Origin of the sequence: Sporosarcina sp. FSL K6-3457, from assembly GCF_038007285.1 — a bacterium.
Lineage (GTDB): Bacteria > Bacillota > Bacilli > Bacillales_A > Planococcaceae > Sporosarcina.
The window spans coordinates 513,938-534,114 of the sequence record NZ_JBBOWX010000001.1 but is presented as its reverse complement, the minus strand read 5'-3'; the positions used below and the strand labels follow the sequence as shown (position 1 = coordinate 534,114).

17 protein-coding genes and 2 pseudogenes are annotated in these 20,177 nt (G+C 37.7%); 10 read left to right on the top strand and 9 right to left on the bottom strand.

The window, feature by feature from the left end; all coding sequences use genetic code 11:
- Positions 1-25 precede the first annotated feature (25 nt).
- Together N1I80_RS02695 and N1I80_RS02690 are read right to left on the bottom strand one after the other, a co-directional pair.
- Positions 26-1,522 (bottom strand): ABC transporter permease, encoded by a 1,497-nt coding sequence (locus N1I80_RS02695; protein ID WP_340736422.1) that lies wholly within the window; start codon positions 1,520-1,522, stop codon positions 26-28.
- Between the two features lie 13 nt (positions 1,523-1,535).
- Complete coding sequence (locus N1I80_RS02690) at positions 1,536-2,957, bottom strand: ABC transporter permease (protein WP_445683631.1); 1,422 nt, start codon at positions 2,955-2,957, stop codon at positions 1,536-1,538.
- A gap of 124 nt (positions 2,958-3,081) precedes the next feature.
- On the opposite strand from N1I80_RS02690, the gene N1I80_RS02685 reads away from it, so the two are divergent.
- The 3 genes from N1I80_RS02685 to N1I80_RS02675 all read left to right on the top strand — a co-directional run bounded on the left by N1I80_RS02685 (position 3,082) and on the right by N1I80_RS02675 (position 6,952).
- Positions 3,082-4,821: an ABC transporter ATP-binding protein gene (locus tag N1I80_RS02685; protein WP_340736421.1), complete on the top strand. Its 1,740-nt coding sequence runs from the start codon at positions 3,082-3,084 to the stop codon at positions 4,819-4,821.
- A 221-nt stretch (positions 4,822-5,042) separates the two neighbouring features.
- Positions 5,043-6,182, top strand: coding sequence for a YibE/F family protein (locus N1I80_RS02680; RefSeq protein ID WP_340736420.1), 1,140 nt, complete (start codon positions 5,043-5,045; stop codon positions 6,180-6,182).
- Complete coding sequence (locus N1I80_RS02675; protein WP_340736419.1) at positions 6,179-6,952, top strand: YibE/F family protein; 774 nt, start codon at positions 6,179-6,181, stop codon at positions 6,950-6,952. The genes N1I80_RS02680 and N1I80_RS02675 overlap by 4 nt, the downstream gene beginning before the upstream one ends.
- A 381-nt stretch (positions 6,953-7,333) precedes the next feature.
- On the opposite strand, the gene N1I80_RS02670 is transcribed toward N1I80_RS02675, so the two are convergent.
- Genes N1I80_RS02670 through N1I80_RS02660 form a run of 3 tightly spaced genes read right to left on the bottom strand, consistent with a single transcriptional unit; the run spans position 7,334 to position 10,172 of the window.
- Positions 7,334-8,344, bottom strand: a complete 1,011-nt coding sequence (locus tag N1I80_RS02670; RefSeq protein WP_340736418.1) for an ABC transporter substrate-binding protein — start codon at positions 8,342-8,344, stop codon at positions 7,334-7,336.
- A 13-nt stretch (positions 8,345-8,357) separates the two neighbouring features.
- Positions 8,358-9,119 (bottom strand): ABC transporter ATP-binding protein, encoded by a 762-nt coding sequence (locus tag N1I80_RS02665; protein ID WP_340736417.1) that lies wholly within the window; start codon positions 9,117-9,119, stop codon positions 8,358-8,360.
- A 3-nt stretch (positions 9,120-9,122) separates the two neighbouring features.
- Complete coding sequence (locus N1I80_RS02660; protein ID WP_445683681.1) at positions 9,123-10,172, bottom strand: FecCD family ABC transporter permease; 1,050 nt, start codon at positions 10,170-10,172, stop codon at positions 9,123-9,125.
- A gap of 139 nt (positions 10,173-10,311) precedes the next feature.
- Between N1I80_RS02660 and N1I80_RS02655 the strand changes: the two genes are divergently transcribed.
- The 3 genes from N1I80_RS02655 (at position 10,312) to N1I80_RS02645 (ending at position 14,070) form a co-directional block, all read left to right on the top strand.
- Entirely contained in the window at positions 10,312-11,916 is a 1,605-nt protein-coding gene (locus N1I80_RS02655) for a helix-turn-helix domain-containing protein (protein WP_340736415.1), read from the top strand.
- A gap of 98 nt (positions 11,917-12,014) precedes the next feature.
- Positions 12,015-12,980: an ABC transporter substrate-binding protein gene (locus tag N1I80_RS02650; protein WP_340736414.1), complete on the top strand. Its 966-nt coding sequence runs from the start codon at positions 12,015-12,017 to the stop codon at positions 12,978-12,980.
- 34 nt (positions 12,981-13,014) lie between these two features.
- The gene (locus N1I80_RS02645) at positions 13,015-14,070 is read left to right on the top strand and encodes a serine hydrolase domain-containing protein (RefSeq protein ID WP_340736413.1); all 1,056 of its coding nucleotides are present in this window, start codon (positions 13,015-13,017) and stop codon (positions 14,068-14,070) included.
- 94 nt (positions 14,071-14,164) lie between these two features.
- On the opposite strand, the gene N1I80_RS02640 is transcribed toward N1I80_RS02645, so the two are convergent.
- Positions 14,165-15,169 carry an ABC transporter substrate-binding protein gene (locus tag N1I80_RS02640; RefSeq protein ID WP_340736412.1) on the bottom strand — a complete coding sequence of 335 codons (1,005 nt, stop codon included), beginning with the start codon at positions 15,167-15,169 and terminating at the stop codon, positions 14,165-14,167.
- A 226-nt stretch (positions 15,170-15,395) separates the two neighbouring features.
- On the opposite strand from N1I80_RS02640, the pseudogene N1I80_RS02635 reads away from it, so the two are divergent.
- The 4 genes and pseudogenes from N1I80_RS02635 to N1I80_RS02625 all read left to right on the top strand — a co-directional run.
- Positions 15,396-16,327, top strand: a pseudogene (locus tag N1I80_RS02635) (IS1380 family transposase); the annotation flags it as partial.
- A gap of 32 nt (positions 16,328-16,359) precedes the next feature.
- Positions 16,360-16,527 carry a transposase gene (locus tag N1I80_RS23320; protein ID WP_445683630.1) on the top strand — a complete coding sequence of 56 codons (168 nt, stop codon included), beginning with the start codon at positions 16,360-16,362 and terminating at the stop codon, positions 16,525-16,527.
- Positions 16,528-17,116: 589 nt separating this feature from the next.
- Positions 17,117-17,728, top strand: coding sequence for a hypothetical protein (locus N1I80_RS02630; protein ID WP_340736411.1), 612 nt, complete (start codon positions 17,117-17,119; stop codon positions 17,726-17,728).
- Between the two features lie 183 nt (positions 17,729-17,911).
- A pseudogene (locus tag N1I80_RS02625) lies at positions 17,912-19,226 on the top strand (IS4 family transposase).
- Between the two features lie 38 nt (positions 19,227-19,264).
- On the opposite strand, the gene N1I80_RS02620 reads toward N1I80_RS02625, so the two are convergent.
- The 3 genes from N1I80_RS02620 to rpmG all read right to left on the bottom strand — a co-directional run bounded on the left by N1I80_RS02620 (position 19,265) and on the right by rpmG (position 20,164).
- On the bottom strand, positions 19,265-19,618 hold the full coding sequence (locus tag N1I80_RS02620) for a hypothetical protein (RefSeq protein WP_340736410.1): 354 nt from the start codon (positions 19,616-19,618) through the stop codon (positions 19,265-19,267).
- A gap of 72 nt (positions 19,619-19,690) precedes the next feature.
- Positions 19,691-19,960 (bottom strand): 30S ribosomal protein S14, encoded by a 270-nt coding sequence (gene rpsN / locus N1I80_RS02615; RefSeq protein WP_340736409.1) that lies wholly within the window; start codon positions 19,958-19,960, stop codon positions 19,691-19,693.
- 54 nt (positions 19,961-20,014) lie between these two features.
- On the bottom strand, positions 20,015-20,164 hold the full coding sequence (gene rpmG / locus N1I80_RS02610; RefSeq protein ID WP_340736408.1) for a 50S ribosomal protein L33: 150 nt from the start codon (positions 20,162-20,164) through the stop codon (positions 20,015-20,017).
- Positions 20,165-20,177: the final 13 nt, after the last annotated feature.

Genomic DNA, 20,177 nt, shown 5'->3' with positions numbered 1-20,177 from the left:
CTACTTTTCCTCCTTCATAATGTGTTCAATCTAACTTTGGATCTAATGCATCTCGCAAACCGTCCCCCAAAAAGTTAAAAGACAGCACGAGGGCAATAATCGCGAGCCCTGGAAAAATAGCCAGATAAGAATGGGATTCAAGATAGGTACTACCAATCTTCAGTATATTCCCCCATTCTGGAATATGTGGCTCTACGCCAAGTCCTAAATAACTTAAACTACTTGTCGCAATGACTGCGCTCCCTATTGTCAATGTCGACTTCACAATCATCGGCGCAAGTGAATTCGGCACAATTTGCTTAAAGATAATTGAGTAATCCGACGCACCAAGTGCACGCGCTGAATCGACAAAATCATAGTTCGATACCATCAAAACATTTGCCCGCATCGTTCTAGCATATGTCGGGATGGACCCAACGCTAAGCGCGATAATAAGGTTTGTTGTATTGGCACCAAAAGCCGCAATAATAGCTATTGCCAGTAGGATTCCCGGGATGGCATATAAAATATCCAACAGCCGCATGATGATATTATCTGTCCGATTACTATAATAGCCTGCAATTGCCCCTAAAAATCCTCCGACAATCGCTGGAATCGCAGTGGAAGCAAACCCAACAAGCAATGATATCCTCGCACCGAATATAATTCTTGAAAACAAATCTCGACCGAAATTATCTGTGCCTAATGGATAAGCAAGACTTGGGCTCTGCAACAGATTTGCATAATCATTATCAACAGCAAGTTCATAATCAAAAGTAAATTTACTAATGACTGAGATTGTCAACAGTAAGATAATGAAAAACAAACCCATGACTGCTGTAGAGTTGCGCGTAATTTTCCCCCACATCGTATTCCATTTTATGATTCGTGATTGATCACGGCTTCTTGATTTCAATAACAAACTATATCCTAGAATCAGCGCAAAAATATTTCCCGATAATGCGGTAATGATCGCTATGATAGCAATAATAGACATCACTGGTGACGCCGTTGAATCATCGACAAATTTGATCACGAGAATTAACGCCACAAGATAAAAAATCGCAATTCCTATTAATATACTCATCGCCGGTAAAAAGGTATCAGAAACATACGGCTTAAACAAATTAAGTGCAGATATCGCAATCGCAAAAATCTGCGTAAGCAACATATAAACTGCAAATGTATACTCCGGCGTTTTTTTCTTGTTTATCAAACTAAATGCAAATGCCACAGTAAAAATATTCCCTGTGCACAAGCTAAGTAATTGACTAAAACCTAAACGTCTTGTCACATGTTGAATTTCACCGTACCTTATTAAATCTCTTTTCACCCTCCAAGTAATAAACACTTGAATAAGCGTGAACAAAGCATATGCACTGGAGAGGACAAGCATATTCCTATTGATGTCACCAGATTTAAAATCGAAACTGTTCGAAAGAAAAATCACCGTCAAGGCCAAGGTAATAACCCATGTAAAAATGGACTGTGAATATTCCCCGGACAACTTTAGAGCATGTCTTTTCATCGATGTTGCTTTCATTTTCACACCTGCTTTACGATTGTTTCATTTTGGAACGAATACGTGGATCAAGGAAAGCATACAAAATATCAATCAGCAAATTGACCAGCGAAATGGTAATAGCAATATAAACGACCCCACCCATAATGGCTGGAATATCCGGAATGAACTGCTTATCAACGATATAACTACCAATTCCTTTAATATTAAAAACTTTTTCCGTCACAGCTGCTCCACCCAACATGCCTCCAAATAACAGACCAATGACCGTAACAACTGGAATCATTGCATTTCCCACCGCATGCCTCCATAGCACTTGGTGTTTGTTTAGCCCTTTTGCTTTTGCAGTAATAATATAATCTTCATGAATAATCTCTAATAAAGAAGAACGCATCATCCTAGCCACAGATGCCGTCAGCCCCGTCCCCAGTACAACAATCGGCATAATCATTGACAAGCTATTCTGCGGGCTGTAGGTAGCAGGTAACCATTGATGTTTTATAGAAAAATTCAAGATGAAGATGAGACCTTGCCAAAAATTTGGGATAGACAGACCTATCAGTGCAATGAACATAAACGTATAATCCAGAAAAGAGTTAGGCTTTGTCGCAGAAATGATTCCAACTGGAATGGCGATTATAATTGCCATCAGGACAGAATACATGGCAATTGTAAAAGTGACCGGAAATTTATTTGCAATACTTACTGCCACATCCTCATTCCCAGCAAAAGACGCACCCAAATCGAATGTCGCAATCCCCTTGACAGCATTCCACAATTGCTGAAAGTAAGGTAAATCCAATCCATATAAGTGATTGAATGAAGCTATTTGTTCTTTTGTTGCAGAGACCCCAATAATATTGGAAGCGGGGTCGAATGGTGATATGTAGAGAATTGTAAATACAAGAACAGCAACGCCTGCAATAACAAAGATGCTTTGTACAAGTCGCTCTACTATATATTTAACAAACGGATTACTGAGCAAAAAAAGTAGAACATACATGAAAATACCGGGAACAAAAGAAATAAGTAAAAAGGAAGGTCGAGCAAATAATGACTCAAAATAGCTGGAATAGCTAGGCTTTCCTATCCCTTTTTGCCCAATGATTTCATCCGTCCTGTCTATTGCTTTCTTTTCAAATTGCTGTTCAGCCAATTGAAAAGCTTGCTCGTTTGTTTTCTCTTTATTTACCTCCTCCTTGAAGAAAGCCTGTTTCCTATGCAATTGCTCTTTATACAAACCTAGTAATTCTTCCTTGTCACCAGCCGCAATCATTTCACGCTTCACTTCATCCAAGGTAGAAAAATAGGTATGATCCTTTCTTTTAAATAAGTAGAAAAGATAAGTGATCAAGTGAATTGGAATCCCGGCTAGTAAAAGCAAGTACTTATACACCCATCTCCCTTGCATCTTCCTATGGGATTGCTGAAGGATATCCGATACCACCTGCCCCATTAACTAAAACCTCCTCCTTAAATTGCATTATTCCTATCTGTAAACTATACTATATGTAAAGAGCTCAATATTGTCAATTCTATTATTTTTTCTTACTAAATATGTCAACAGGAAGGTGTCTATATTGGATACTATTTTAAAAGTTACCGATTTGCATGTCTCTTTTATAACACAAGAGGAAGATTTCAATGCAGTACGCGGTATTAGCTTCGAAGTTAAAAAGGGTGAAACGCTAGGAATCGTAGGTGAGTCGGGCAGCGGAAAAAGTGTAACAGCTCGTTCGATTATGCGTCTCCTTCCTTCTCCCCCTTCCTATATGAAAGAAGGCATAATCGAATTTCAAGGTCAGAACCTGACACAAAAAACGGAAAAAGAGATGGAAAGCATTCGCGGACGAGATATTAGTATGATTTTTCAGGATCCTATGACTTCTCTTAACCCGACTATCAAAATTGGTAAACAAATTGCTGAAAGCTTGATGAAGCACCAAAATTTTTCGAAGCGAGAAGCCAGAAAGGAAGCACTTGATCTACTGAAACTAGTAGGGATTCACAACGGTGAAGCACGATTCAATCAATACCCGCATGAATTTTCAGGTGGAATGCGCCAACGTGTGATGATTGCCATCGCCCTTGCTTGCCGCCCTTCGCTTCTGATTGCAGATGAACCGACGACCGCACTTGACGTGACAATTCAAGCCCAAATATTAAATTTAATGAAAAATATGCAAGAGCGTTTCGGTACTTCCATCATCCTCATCACGCATGATCTTGGTGTCGTTGCTGGGATGTGCGACCGTGTTGCTGTTATGAAAGATGGAGAAATTGTAGAAACGGGTACAACAAATGAGATTTTTGAAAATCCACAGCACGCTTATACGAAGAAACTATTGAACGCATTGCCAAGATTAGATGAAAAGAAAAAGACCAAAAAACCTCCACGTATTAAAGACGGCTTAGATTCTGCTAGCCCTTTACTTGAGGTAAAGTCCTTGAAGCAGTATTTTGATGCTGGAAAAGGAAACTTGACGAAGGCTGTTGATAGCATCAGTTTCCATATTCATCCTGGTGAAACACTTGGACTAGTTGGCGAATCTGGTTCTGGAAAATCGACAACAGGTCGTGCCATTTTACGCCTTCATGAACCAACCGATGGTGACGTCCTTTATCAAGGAATGGCTGTGAATCGATTATCGAAAAATGAAATGAAAACAATGCGGCGCCATATGCAAATGATTTTTCAAGATCCCTATTCATCCTTGAACCCACGCTTCAAAGTACTGGATATTATCGGTCAGGCACTTGATATTCACCGCTTAAGTAAAAACAATGAAGAACGTAAAAAAAGAGTAGAGGAATTGCTCGTCATGGTCGGATTAGAACCGTCACACGCCATGCGCTACCCACATGAATTTTCAGGTGGCCAGCGCCAACGAATCGGCATCGCACGTGCATTGGCTGTAGAACCAGATTTCATTGTCTGCGACGAGCCATTATCAGCACTCGACGTATCGATTCAATCACAAATCGTCGAATTGCTGGAAGACCTTCAACATCGATTCGGACTAACCTATCTGTTCATCGCCCATGATTTGTCGATGGTCAAACATATCAGTGACAGAGTCGCAGTCATGTATGCAGGTAAAATTGTTGAACTTGCCGAAAGTGAAGAGCTCTACAACAATCCGCAACATCCCTATACCAAATCATTACTTGCCGCCATTCCAATTCCAAATCCCCGTATCGAATCGCAGAAAAAGCGAGTGCTTATGGAGGAACAAACAATAGAAGATCGTTATCAATTGGATAACTCTGAGTTTGTTGAGGTATTCGAAGGGCATTGGGTAGCTGTTCCTATTAAATGATCTGATACGGTACTTGAAACTAAAAAAGCAATCCACCCTTCATTTTAAATGGGTGGATTGCTTTTTAAATGGCCACCGAAACAAACATTTCACTTCAAACAAATGGGTTTTTGGAGCCTCCACGATTGAATGATTGACTGTCACTAATAATTATTTGATATAATTGGCCGTATACTTATGTTATAAATGCTAGATATGATTCATTAGTCGGGGGTTTTTCTTTGAATGTTGTCGTGAACAGGTTAAAAACAATACTATTCAAAAACATTATTTTATACAGCATTATAGCGGTTTGTTTTATCGTTTCTATGCTGTTCGTTCAATACAATTATTCTTTTTACGAACGACCAATCGCTAAAGTTATCGAGACCAACCTCGAAGATTCTGTTCAAGTTGTTGATATGTATAACAATCAGGATCAGTTGTTCACACAGCAAATCATCGCCGTGATTAAAAATGGACAACAAAAAGGACAACAAATTCATATAACGAACGAGTATTCAACATCCGGTGCTTATGATCATGCTTATCGTGTAGGAAACGAATTATTTGTTTCAATTGATAAGCAAACAGAGGAATCAACCGATTTAATTGGAAGCATAGAGGATGTAAAACGAGATAAATACATTCTAATGATCATGTGGGTTTTTATCTTTGTTTTACTTCTAATTGGGAAAAAACAAGGTTTTTTTTCGATTGTTAGTTTGGCAGTCAATGCCCTTTTATTATCTTTCGCACTAGATGTTTATGTAAATAATTCAACTATCAGTTTACTATGGATATGCGGAATTACTGTTATTTTATTTACTGTCACCTCTTTATTACTTGTGAATGGTTTTAACGAAAAAGCATATGCTGCAATTGTTGCGACACTTTTAGGAACATTTATATCCTTACTGATTACCTATCTGGTCATATGGATCACTGCAGGTAATGGGCTTCGATATGAGGAGATGGACTTTCTGACACGCCCTTATGAAATGGTATTCATGGCCGGTCTCTTCGTCGGTTCTTTAGGCGCCGTGATGGATGTGGCCATTACAATGTCCTCCTCCATCTTTGGGCTATACGAGAAAGACAATCATATATCTACAAAAGCATTGAGCAAATCCGGTTTAGAAATTGGAAAAGATATTATGGGTACAATGACCAACATTTTATTCTTTGCGTACATTAGTGGGTCCATTCCAGCTCTTATCTTATATATTAAAAACCGTACTACGCTATCATTTGCCCTTTCCATCAACCTTTCTTTGGAATTGGCACGAGCGTTGGCAGGTGGCATTGGAATTGTATTAGCGATTCCAATCGGTTTATACATTTCTATTTTCTTTGTCAATCGAAAGAGGCGTAAATTATGAATGTATTAGTGTGGCTAGCAGCCATTTTGTTTATATTGATGACTATTATTGGCGGAAAAAAAGGAGCACGGTCCTTCATTTCCTTATTCTTAAATTTTGGTGTCATCCTTTTCATCACGTTTTTCATGACAGATCCGAATGCAAACCCGATTATCCTGACGATTATCGGATGCACAATCATTAGTTGTATTAACCTTTTTTTCATCAATAAAATAAACAGTAAAACGAAAACTGCATTCCTTTCTACGACCATCACAATTGTTATTTTATTGACTTTTATCAATCAAGTGACGAAACTAACGATGATTCAAGGGTTCGGTGAAGAAGAAATCGATGAACTAACCATATTTTCTCTTTATATTGGGGTTGATTTTGTTAAAATTGCAGCTTCAGTCATTATCATGAGTACAATCGGCGCTATTACCGATGTCGCTATTTCCATCACTTCTCCTATGCTTGAAATATTTACCCTACATCCAACCATTAGTAGAAGGGACTTATTCAAATCTGGGATAAGTATTGGGAAGGATATACTAGGGTCCAATACAAATACTTTGTTCTTTGCCTTCTTTGGAGGTTATATGGCATTGCTTTTGTGGTTTAAAGACTTATCTTATTCCATTGGGGAAATCGCAAATTCAAAGATATTCGGAAGTGAAATGATTACAATATTTAGTGCAGGAATTGGCATCGCACTAGTTGTGCCAATTGCTTCCTGGATTAATGCCTATTATTTAGTAAGGTCAAGGGAGAAAAGTTTGAATGAGTAACAGTTCCTATTAAATGATTAGGCAAAGTACTTTATATACCTCAAAGTTCTAGCAGATAATTCCGACAAGCCCTTGCTCCTATCTAGGTAGATTAAGGGCATAAATACTTGGTACACATAATTTAAGATATCTATCTTATGATTTCCACATAATCTGCAGCGAAGGCGCCTTACTGGGGTAGCCGGAGTGATAAGAATGGCAATGGGTTTTCCGCCAGGCTTATCACGGGAGGCATCCCCAAGCGCTGAGCGTTGTTAGAAGGATTCTTTAGTTCAACATATCTAGTTCTAAACATACTGGGATTAGTAGGAGTGAAAAATGTAAAGTGCCAGTTTCAAAAAACAATACCGAATTGCTTTCGAAACTAGCACCTCTCACAATTTATTTAAACAAGTCTGGATAAATTTCTTTCGCTAATAATTCCATCCCATCAATTGTGTTATAGCCATAACCAAACATATAATTGTAATCCACTATATAAATCTGCTTATTTTTGATAGCCTTCATACTTGATAATTTCGGATTGGCATAGATTTCCTCTTTCACTTTTTCAAGATCTGAGCCATCCCAGTCCGGCATGATTAATACATCTGGATCAGCTTCAATCAGTGTTTCAATACTTACTTCGGCTGTTTCCCCTTTAAATATGTTGTCTAGCTTCACCATATTAAAGGCATCATTGAAGAATGTTTCATCGCCTGCCGGATAGACATAAATCTCACTTGGATCATTTGTATGCAGGTAAGCAAATGTTTTATGCTCTTGAATGCTCTCTAATTTTGAAGAAATCGACGTCTGTTTGTCTTTTAGCTCTTTGATAAAGCTATCTGCTTTGTCTTGGACACTAAAAATGTTGCCGATGTTTTCAATATCTTTATAAATAGAATCATACGTTCCGCCTGTTACAGACGATTCCAGTATATACGTTTTAATGTTCATGCCATTGAGTGTGTCTACTGTACCAACACCCCAATCCGCATTATCGAATAAGCCGCCTCGGCCAAAAACTATATCTGGATTCGTTCCTAACGTCACCTCTTTACCGACATATGCATCACTTAGAATATTTAGTTTCAAATATTCTTCCTCTACTGATAGGTCAGGAGCTCCAAAGTTTGCCCCTACCCCAACGATTTTATCGCCCAAGCCTAAATGCAATAATAATTCTGCTGCTGGACGCGTATTCGCCATGATTCTTTCAGGTGCACTATCAAATACTTGGTCTTTCTTTTCCCAAGTTGTTCCTCCTTCAGCCTTCGTAAAGTTTTGAATCGTTAACGGATAATGCTCTTTCGTTTCGGATGCCTCTGACGTACCTTTACTCGAACTTCCACAAGCCGTTAATGTTAACAGTGCTGCCAAACCGATACCAAGTAATAATTTCTTTTTCATGGTGGTGCTCCTCCTATAAGCCATATGCAAAACCTAATCCATTTGTTACAGGATTGGTATATGTTTGGCATTTTATTTGATATAATGCTTCAATTGTAGTGGGTGTTAAAACCTCTTCTGGCGTTCCATGTGCATAGATTTCTCCATCTTTTATGGCATACAGGTAATCACAATAATGTGCTGCCATTTCTAAATCATGGAGAGCTGCTAGTACACCTATATTCAAATCTTTTACGCATGATAAAATTTCGATCTGATAGCGAATATCTAAGTGGTTCGTCGGTTCATCTAAAATCATAAATTTCGGTTGTTGTGCAATGGTTCTCGCCAAAATAACCCTTTGCTTTTCTCCACCAGACAATGATAAGAAACCACGATGTTTATAATCGAGTAAATTTGTCCGTGTCAAAGCTTCCTCCACGATCACAAAATCCCCTTGTTTATCGGACTCCAACATTTTTTTATGTGGCGTTCTGCCCAACATCACCATTTGCTGTACGGACAAATCGAAACTCATCTCATTAAATTGCCCTACTACTCCCAATTTCTGCGAAACCTTTTTCTCTGAACTTTTTAACACATCTATATCATCTAAAAAAACCATTCCTTTTTGAGGAGCTAGACTCTTGTAGATGCCTTTTAACAAAGTCGATTTCCCACAACCATTCGGTCCAATCAGCCCTACAAATTGTTTTTTCTTCACAAGGATTGAAATATTTTTCACGATTTCTTTTTTCCCAACACTAATATCTATTTCCTTCGCAATCAATTCCATTTTCTACCCTCCAAAGTTGTAGCCTCTTTTTACAATCATGTAGATAAATAATGGTGATCCAATAACGGAGGTGATAATTCCAATAGGCAGTTCAACATTATGTATTAATGTTCTTGATAAAATATCTGCCCAAATCATGAAAAGTCCTCCTAAAAGCAGCGTTCCAAGCATTAACCGCTTATGATCTGCCCCGAAAATCCCCCTTGTAATATGCGGAATAATCAAACCAACGAAGCCGATCATTCCTGAATATGCAACCATTGTTCCCGTCACAAGAGCAGTGATGATCATATAAAGTTTTCGAAATGCACTTAAGTTAATGCCTAGTGTAATAGCAGATTCGTCACCTAGTAGCATCGTGTTTAACACGCGATGTTGGAAAAGAAATAGGGCTGCTCCAAGCAGAACAACAATAGCTAAAATCGGTGTTTTATCCCAACTTGCTGAAGCTAGACTTCCCATTGACCAAAAAGTAACGGTTTTAATCCCTTCTGCATTATTAGCAAAATAGATAATTAAGCTAGAGAAGGAGCTACACAATGCGCCAATGACAACTCCTGATAAAACGAGTTTTACAGATGTTGCCTTACCGCCAATGCTCGATAAAAGAAGTACTGCCATTGATGTGATCATCGCACCAACAAAGGCTCCGAAAGCCACTCCAAACTGAGACAAAAATGCGCCACTTCCAAATCCGACAAGAATAGCGAAAGTTGCACCTAATGAGGCCCCCGATGAAATTCCAAGTATGTACGGGTCAGCAAGCGGATTTTGCACGACTGCTTGCATAACCGTTCCACATAACGAGAGCCCTATCCCGATAAGCAGTGCGAAAATAACACGTGGCATCCTCACCTGTAAAATAATATTCAAATAGGATTCGCTTTGGATATGATCTAGTGACCCAAGCCTTCCATTTGTTAGTGCATGCAATAATATGTCCATAGACTGCGTGAAAGGAATATTCACTTGTCCAATTGATACTGAATAGACAGCCGATAGCAAAATTAAACCTATTAGAAGAAAAATAAAAACATAATAACGATTGCCCATTCCTATTTTGCTTGAATCCTGTTTATTCAAAATTTCACCTCCATCACGACTAACTGATAACGATTATCATTATCGATTGCTATTGTATTGTAAAACATATATTGTAGAAAAACAACAACAATTTTACGGAGGTGTTTTTATGATTGATAACATGGCTCAATTTTTATATCAATTTCTAGATATTGAAGTTTTAACTAATGTTCCTAAGCGTCATTATCAAAAAAAGCATAATAGTCATTGTCTCATCTTCATAGCAAAGGGCACAGGTATTCTAACAATCAAAGAACATACATATCGATTACAAAAAAATCAGATTTTTATATGTCCTCCCCAGGAACTAATCACTATTAAATTAGATGCAGAAAACACGGCAACAGGTTATCTCATTTTATTTGATATTGTTCATAAGCAGCCAACATATTTGGAGAAAAACCACGCCATAACTAATGAAAAAATAAAGCATATACAAATTGAATTAACAGATGAAATTACTAATATAGCTAGCGTCATCTACTCTTTATCAAAAAGCTCGATTATAGAAGATCAATTAGTCATACAAGCACAATTTTATATGCTCATTCACGCCATAGTAATAACCCAAGTACCTCCAACCAAGGATCGGCAAAGGATGTTAGAAAAAACAATGCATCATATGCAGGTCCATTTTCAAGATCAGATTCAAATCAAAGACTTAGCGGAGATGATGCATATCAGTCCCAAGTATTATATGGAGCTATTCCGAAAGCGCTATGGAGTGAGTGCAATGCAGTATTTATCTGAAATTAGGATTGAGGCATCTAAAAGTCTATTAGTAAACGGTGGAAAAACACTTAAAGAAATTGCTAATGAAATAGGATATAAGGATGAATTTTATTTCAGTCGTCGTTTCAAAGAGATAATTGGTATTCCCCCCTCGCTATTTATGAAAAGACGAAAGAAAAAAATAGCCATTTTAGACAGTTCATTTTTCGGCTTTTTATTTCCGTTACACTTTATTCCATCCGCAGCACCAATCCATCCAACATGGAGATTCTATTATTTCAAGTTATTTAGTGATCGTGTCCCAGTTCAGCTTTCCGTTGGCAGAAATCCCGCTATTTTAAACGACAATATCGAGTTACTTCTACAACAAAACACCACATACGATTTAATTTTTTGCTTAGATAATGTGACTGAACAACAGCTTGCAAAATTACAGTCACTAGGGAATGTCCATCAGCTTGCATGGAGTAAACTGCCTTGGCGTGAACAACTGCTAGAAGTTGCACAGCTACTAGATGCAGTTGTGGAAGCAAGACGATGGCTAGATGAATACGAACAAACAGTACAAACAGCCATCGCTTATTTAAAAAATGATAATCATAAACGAACTTTTTTATTCTTGTTACTCATGGGGAACGACTGTTATTTGTATAATGACAGAAGTATTATTGAGGTTTTATTTGAAGATTTGAAGTTAACGCCTGCGGCATCTGTTATGACAGACGAGAAACAGCCAATTACGATGAAGCAGTTAGCAGAAATCAATCCAGATTACATCATGACTCTTGTGTATGAAGATGAGGAAACGTTGCAAAAATGGGACAAACTTCAATCAGATGATACTTGGCTAGAATTAAAATCAGTACGTAATAATCAAGTTTACACACTTAATCATTTTCCATGGCGCGACTATGCTCCTCTCCCACATTTATTAATTGTAAAAGAAATTCTCAAACTGCTAACCGAGGAAAGTACATTATAAGAACCTCCTTTTCTACATGGACGCTAGAAAAATCCTCATTTATCATTGATAATAATACTCATTCTCACTTACAGGATGAGTAAAGGGAGGAATTATTAATGAAAAGAACGATTACTTTTTTAGGCATGATGCTACTCATATTTACTTTAGCGGCATGTGGCAGCAAGGATGAGGGTAAATCCTCTTCCAGTTCACAATCTAATTCAAGCGGAAATCAAACAAAAAACATTACTTATTTAGGCAATAGCTATACGATTCCAGTGAAACCAGAGAAAATAATATTTCTAAATGCCTTTGAATTAATTGAGGATGCTGTCGTACTTGAGGTAGAACCTTTTGCTGCTAGTGCGATTGGTAGTGACGAAGAACCTTTTCCAAGTTTTTTTGGTGATATAACGACTAATACAATACCTTTTTTAGGATCAAGTGATGAAAGTTTAGAATATATTTTGGAGTTGGCTCCTGACTTAATCATAAGTACCGATATGGAAGCACCAGAAGTTTTAACTCAGCTAGAGAAAATTGCTCCGGTTATACCAACATCACATTATGGACCCGATTGGCAATCCAATCTTGAACTCCTAGCCGAGATCACAGGTAAAACAGAAATGGCAACAAATATTATTGAACAATATAATCAGGATAAGCAGGAAGCTATCGATTACCTTAGCTCCTTTAAAGAGAAGAACGTTGTAGCAATACGGATTAGAGGGGGCGAAATGATGGTCTATCCTAAAGACGTATTTCTGAACGATGTGTTTTATGGTGAATTAGGGCTTACAGTGCCTGAGATTATTAATAATACAACAGAACAAACCGTTCTCTCTTTGGAAGGTCTCTACAAAGCTAATCCTGATTACATCTTTGTGCAGTATGATACTTACGAAAATGACGATAAAGAAAATATTCTAGAAGAACTTGAAAAGAGTAAAGTTTGGCAGGGATTAAATGCAGTGAAAAATAATCAAGTATTTGTAAACTCGGTGGATCCTTTAGTAATGGGTGGTGGAACTCTAAACGGAAGAATTCGTATTTTAGAGGCTGCAATGGAGACGATAAAATAGTAAGCATCTAAAAATTGAGTTTGGGGGAAATCGTATGGAAATAGCAAAAAAGATTGACCAACTATTTATCAATAAACGGAAAGAAGATAGATTTTCAGGAAATATACTCGTAGCAAAGGATGGAAAGTCTATCTATACAGGCACATTTGGCCTTTCAGATTATCGAGAAAATCGTACGCTTACAATCGACTCCTTATTTGAGCTGGCTTCCGTAACGAAACCAATGACAGCGATTGGAATTATGATTTTGGCGGAACAATCCAAGCTTCATTATGACGATGCTGTCAGTAAGTGGATTCCCGATTTCCCCTACCCTACAGTTACCTTACGTCATATTTTAACACATACATCAGGACTACCAGATTACATGGATTTATTCGAAAGGTATTGGGACCGCACTCAAATTGCAACCAATGTGGATGTATTCCGTTTGTTAGCAAAATATCAACCACGACCTTACTTTGATGTTGGAGATAAATACGCATATAGTAATACAGGCTATGTTTGTCTGGCTGCGGTAATTGAAGCTGTATCGGGAATGTCCTATTCATCGTTCATGCTTCACCATGTATTTATACCATCAGGGATGCATCGCACGAGAGTTATGAACCGAAGATTTAAGCCTGAAAGAATTGACGATTTCGCCTATGGATTTATAAAAAGTACAAACGATAAAGACTTCTCTTTGCCTGATGAGCTCCCGGACTATGATTATGTAAACTATTTAGACGGTATTCAAGGGGATGGAATGATTCATTCTACTATTATGGATTTACTTTCACTTGATCGTGCGCTAAAAAACGGACTTTTACTTAGTAGTCCATCAATAGAATTGGCCCAATCCACAAGCATAACAAAGGATGGTCAGGAGACACCTTGCGGATTCGGCTGGTTTATCGATCACTTAGAATCAGCTGGTAAAAGGGTATCACATAGCGGAGGTTGGCCAGGCTATTCAACAATGCTAAGTCGTTATCCAGAAACAGACTATACGATAATTATACTAACCAATGTTGAGTATAAAACGAGTGATGATAGTCAGGAGAGGGCCGAAGACTTATTGAGGCAAATCGAACAGTATCTATTTTGAAAAAATTTCCTATGCGCCTATAATAAAAATAGAAGCTGAAACAATTAGCCTTTGTGTAAGGGCCTTTTGCATAAGCTTCTATCCTGGATTATTATTATTTTAATCGTTCTACTAAATCATCTAGTAATAAGTTTGCTGCTTTAATACCACCTGCAGTGTTCCAAATTGTTTCATTCACTTCAAATACTTGATTTTCTTTTGAGACATTTAAGCTTTTAAACACTGGATTTTCCAACCATTGTTTAGCCTTCTCATATACATCTGCTTCCGTAACCCAGTAAAACATAATATCTCCATCCATCGTTTCCATTGCCTCTTCGGAAACTGTTTCCATAAAATTATCTACATCCTGAGATTCCGGACGACCCACACCCATTTGTTCAAGTAGTACTCCGCTGAACGTGTCCTTCTGGTATATACGGACATCTTTAGCAGAGAATCTTACAACGGATACTTTCATTTCTTTCTTATCGCCTAATGCCTCTTTTGCCTGGGCAACACGATCATCGAATGCTTTCATGACCGTCTCACCCTCAGCTTTTTTATTTAATGTGTTTGCATACAATTCAAAGTTGATCTTCCATTGCCCCGATAAATCTTCCGAAAACACAGTCGGTGCAATTTTGCTTAGCTGATCGTAGGCTTCTTCATGTCTTACTTTATTTCCGATAATTATATCTGGATCTAATTCTAGAATAGCTTCAAAATTGGGCTCGTTTTCAAAGCCAAGCTCCTGGACACCGGCCATCTCTTCATTAATATGTTCATACCAAGGTTCTCCAGTCCATGATCGAACTGCACCAACTGGTTTAATTCCTAATGCAAGTAATGCTTCTGTTCCTTCATTCGTTAAGATTACTACACGTTGCGGTGTACCCTTAATTTTTGTAACACCCATCGCATGCTGAACTTCCCGAACTTCTTCTTCCTCTTCCGCTTCTACAGCATCACTTACTGCTATAGTATCCTTGGCATTATCCGCTTTATTCGTATTATTCGTCTGTTCCCCACATCCACTAAGTGCGAACATGATTATTGCTAAAATCGAGAAAATAGAAATACTATTTCCTAATCTACTTATTCCTGTATTATTCACCAATCAACACAAAATCCCACCAAAAAGCGATTGTGTCAGCTTTTTGGTGAGATTCTTATTTTCACTTAAAAAGTAAAAAAGAATCCATTTCTGATATGGTTAAATCGCCTAAGACCAACCAATAAAAAGGATTCTTCTAATGACTAGACTACCTCAAATGACGTTATAATTCAATCGAAGACTAAAATTATCTAACGAGGGAGATGAACTTTCCTCAGATACAGGACAACTTTTATTTCGTGAGTTTGATGATAAAATTGGTTTCTCCAAAACAATTTTCGAACACCTTCATCTAAAGGATGAACGGACTTATTGTGTCCACTCAAATGAAATTTTATTTCGCCAAAAATCTACCAACTAATTTCGGACTATCACGAAGATGACGCAGCGGATCAGTTGAGACATGACCCTGTTTTTACGCAAATACTCGATACGCCAGCGCTTACATCTCAACCATCTTTATCACGTTTTTTTAACGTTTTGATGAACAATCTCTTGACCAACTTCAAGTCACAAATCAAGCATTGCTGGATAAAGTTCATCATGCCAGACAGTCGAAAACACTACTAGTCGATTTAGATTCAACACAATCGGATACGTATGGAAAACAAGAACAATCAGCTTATAATGCACATTATGGAACGGTTGGTTTTCATCCACTTGTCGCGTTTGATGGATTCACCGGTGACTTTCTAAAAGCACAATTACGCCCTGGCAATGTATACACATCCAATAGTGTCGTTGATTTTATGCTCCCTTTAATCGAACACTACACTAGAAACTTTCCTGAAACAACGGCACTTGTACGTGATGATAGTGGTTTTGCGGTACCGGCTTTTTATGATTTGTGTGAAAAAGAGTCTGTTTTTTTAAATTATCTGTTTAAAATCAAACGCAAAATTAAAAAGCCTCACGGAAGAATTACATCCAATCGATGAAATACAAGATGTGACGACAACAGAAAGATATATTGAAGAATCAATTTACCAAGCTGCTTCTTGGTCGAAAGCTCGACGAGTGATTATTCACTCAACCCGTCCAGCGGGTGAACTATTTTTTACGCATGCTTTCTTCGTCACAAGCCTAGGGGGAAGTTTTTCTCCCCAAGCAATCGTGCATTCCTATAAACAGCGTGGCACGATGGAAAATTTTGTTAAATAGGCCGAAAATGGCTTTGGATTTGATTTGATCAGATGAAAAGCAATGATTTCGTTATCAATCAAGTCCGTATGATGTTTTCGTTACTCGCTTATAATTTAACCAATTGGCTGCGCACATTGAGTTTTCCAAAAGCCACGAAGGGGATTCAAATCCAAATGATTCAGACACGTCTTATAAAAGTAGCGAGTAAATCGGTGTAATCTGGTCGTTCCCTTCACTTTAAATTATCGTCACGTTTTGTTTATACGCGTTTCTTTTGGGATGTCCTGACCGGGGTGCAAAAATTACAATTCAACTAAAGTAGCCTTCTTCAAAAAATCGAATCCACGCCAAGGGAGAAGTCTGTCCAAAATTCATCTAACGGACAGTTTTGAAACTATTTCTTAGCGCTAGATTTTTAAATCTCCTAGCGAATGATCTTTTGTATGAAAAAACCAGAATATCCTCCGGAACTTAACTAGCTATGAATAATACAGGGTAAAAACATCTCGTTTAAATCGCATAAAATTCCTATGCGATTTTTAAAGCCTGCCTTTTTAGGTGGCAATCATATTTAACGTTTGTTGTTTTTATTTTCTAAAATTAGGGAAAAATTTGCAATTAATCCATGTTACGTGTTATGGTTATATTAGGAAAAAAGGAGGGGGGTGGGTTGCGAAGAAGGTTGTATTAGAAGTAAATGGAGGTGGATTGATGAAAAAGTAGCAGACTGCAATTTAATAATATGCTAGTTTGTTGCAGCTACTTTGAAAAATATTAATTATTAAAGAGGAAAAACGGAGTGTTAAAATGAAAAAAGTGAATTTGTTATTAGCGACATGTATGTTATCAAACTTACTCTGGGGATGTTCTGATAATAAGCAAGTAATACCGGAAGAAAATACAAACATAATTGAAGCGAAGACAAAGCCAGAGTCAGTGGAAATAATAAACGATAATAATAAAATCAGTTTCGAAGATTTCAGAAGCCTTTTTAATCATATGAATAAAAACTTATTCGTCGATGGTTTCAAATTGAAAGATTCTACTGTTGTTCCTGATTTAGTAGTTGTTGACAAGGATTTAACTTTTAATTCTAGAGAGTGGCTTACTTTAGATGGAAAACTTAGTGAAAACTCAAAATCAACTCAAGAAACATTATTTCTAGAAAATGAAGATTCTTCAGTATTGCTTACAATTATTTTATCATATACTGGTTCCTATATTGGGGAGGATATGATTTATTACAAAATTGATAGTGATTATGAAATAAATACCCAGTTAGCAAATGCTACTGATTTAGTAACAATAAGTTATAAAAACTTAGTTATTTCTGTCCTGCAAACAACTAATGATAAAAAAGATTTTGATATAACCCAAAATACACTTAAAAAAATAATTAATATTTTAGAAAAATATTAATTACATTAATAAAATAATTCAACTTTCGCACCTAATAAAACAGTGTGATCAGTTGGTTGAACTAGTTTTATGGCCTAATCAATAGGTCCATTGACAATTTCATAAATGAAAAAAACACCTCATTCTTTTGGTATAGTGAGATTATCGAGAAATCACTACCACATAGAAGAGGTGCCTACTAATATGATAGATCATAACCATGATAATAATCAACTACCTAAAGAACTTCGCTCTGTTTTCTCAGAGCTAGAGATTTTCAAACACTTGCGTAATGCCGGTATTCAAAAGTCAGTGGGTTTCAGCTCTTCATACCTATTTCAAATTGTCTTTTGTTTGATTTTCCAACATAGAAATTGGTTTTCTCTTTTAGAATCAAAGAAAGCGGAGCGCTATCCAGCTAAAGATGCCGTGTACCGATTCTTAAATCAATCCACGTTCAATTGGCGACGGTTTTTACTAGCTTTCAGTGCCTCTACGATTCAAAAAGTGGGACACCTCACGGACCAAACTCGTCCATAGGTGTTTATTATTGATGACTCATCTTTTGATCGAAATCGCAGTAAAAAGGTAGAGCTTCTCGCTCGCTGTTTTGATCACGCCTCACCAAAAATGCGTTTTTACAAAGGTTTCCGAATGCTTACATTGGGCTGGTCAGATGGCTACACGTTTATGCCGGTTGATTTTTCTTTACTCAGCTCGAAAAACTCTCAAATAAATGGAATTCAAGCGGATATCGATAAGCGTACATCTGGCTATAAACGCCGTGTAAATGCGTTACAAACGGCTCCTGAACAAATTCCAGCTATGATTCAGCGTGCGCTTTCGAGTGGAATTGACGCAAGTTATGTCTTGATGGATTCTTGGTTTACAATGCCACCTCTTATCAAAGGAATTGTTGACCAAGGGATTGATGTGATCGGCATGGTCAAGGCAACGAAACAGCGTTACGCAGTGGGTGACCAGTTGGTTGATTTGAAGAAACTTTACCGTTTGGCGCAGCTTGTACAAGATAAAAAGAGCATCCTTCGTTCCATTCATTGCGTGACGGCGAATGGGACACCCGTGAAAATTGTTTTCATTCAAAATCGAAATAAGAAAAGTGAATGGCTCGCTATTCTTAGCACCGACTGTACGCTTTCCTAACAAGAAATTGTGCGAATTTACGGGATGCGTTGGGATATTGAGGTGTTTTTCAAGACGACGGGTTGATTAGCCCCATACGACGATTGTGTTTGCCCGTTACCTCGTACTCGCCTGGCAACATCGTTGTCACACCGACGAACGGACATTAGGTGGGCTTTTTTATGAATTATGTGATGAAGTAAATGAACTGGATTGGGCTGTTGCTTTACAGCAGTTGATCGAGCTTTTTCAGGATGTCCTGAAAAAGACCAATTCCAAGCTCAGTCAGCTAGTCGAAAGTCAACTGCAGCAATGGATGGCCGGGTTACCCAGTTATATCAAGGCTTATTTGCCGATTTTGGTGTGCGAAAGTTGAGTAATATACTAAATAATTTCCTACCAAAATCAAAATTTTTAACTAATAAATAAGAACACATGTCCCTCACGATTCTTGTCAGCTTTTTGCTGAAAGTAATCCGTACAGTCAATCAGTTTTAACCTTTTACATCTCATTTCCATTTTTATAGTTAACTCTATTTCAATATCATCCATTAGACGAGCCACTTCTGTATAAGGTAAACCAAAATGACGACTTGCAAGTTCATACGGAGCGTGCTCCACCAAAAGACTAAGAAAATGATCTGCTGTGTCTGCACTTTGGGCTAGACAATCCTCTATCTCACTAACAAACCGATACAGGCTTCTTTTTTCTTCCGAAAGCTTTTTAACCTCGCTTCTTAACAAAGAAGCCATTAATCGCTCATTCATTTCCCACACCTCAGATATTTTACCTTGGTAAAATTCAACCATTCTTTAGGAAAAAGAATGGTTGAATAATCATTACCAACTTGCTTTTTTAACACCTGGTAATTGTCCCTTATGCGCAAGCTCTCTGAAGGCAATACGCGACATGTTAAATTTCCGCATATATCCTCTTGGTCTGCCTGTCAATTCGCACCGGTTTTTCAATCGTGTCGGGGAAGAGTTCTTGGGTAGCTTATTTAAAGCTTCATAGTCGCCCTTCTCCTTCAGTTCTTTGCGAAGTGCCGCATAATGTGCAACCAACTTCCGCTGCCTTTTGTCTTTCGCCACCTTGGATTTCTTTGCCAATCTACTCCACCTCTTAATTAGTAATCATTACGATTTAAAAACCAGCAAATTTTTTTACTTTGTTTCTCTATGAACAGTGACTTTTCTCAAGCGCGGGCTGTATTTCTTTAATTCAATGCGCTCGGGATTATTGCGTTTGTTTTTTGTCGTTGTGTAATTGCGGTCTCCTGATTCTGTACAGGCTAATGTGATATTCACTCTCATGCTTATTCCTCCT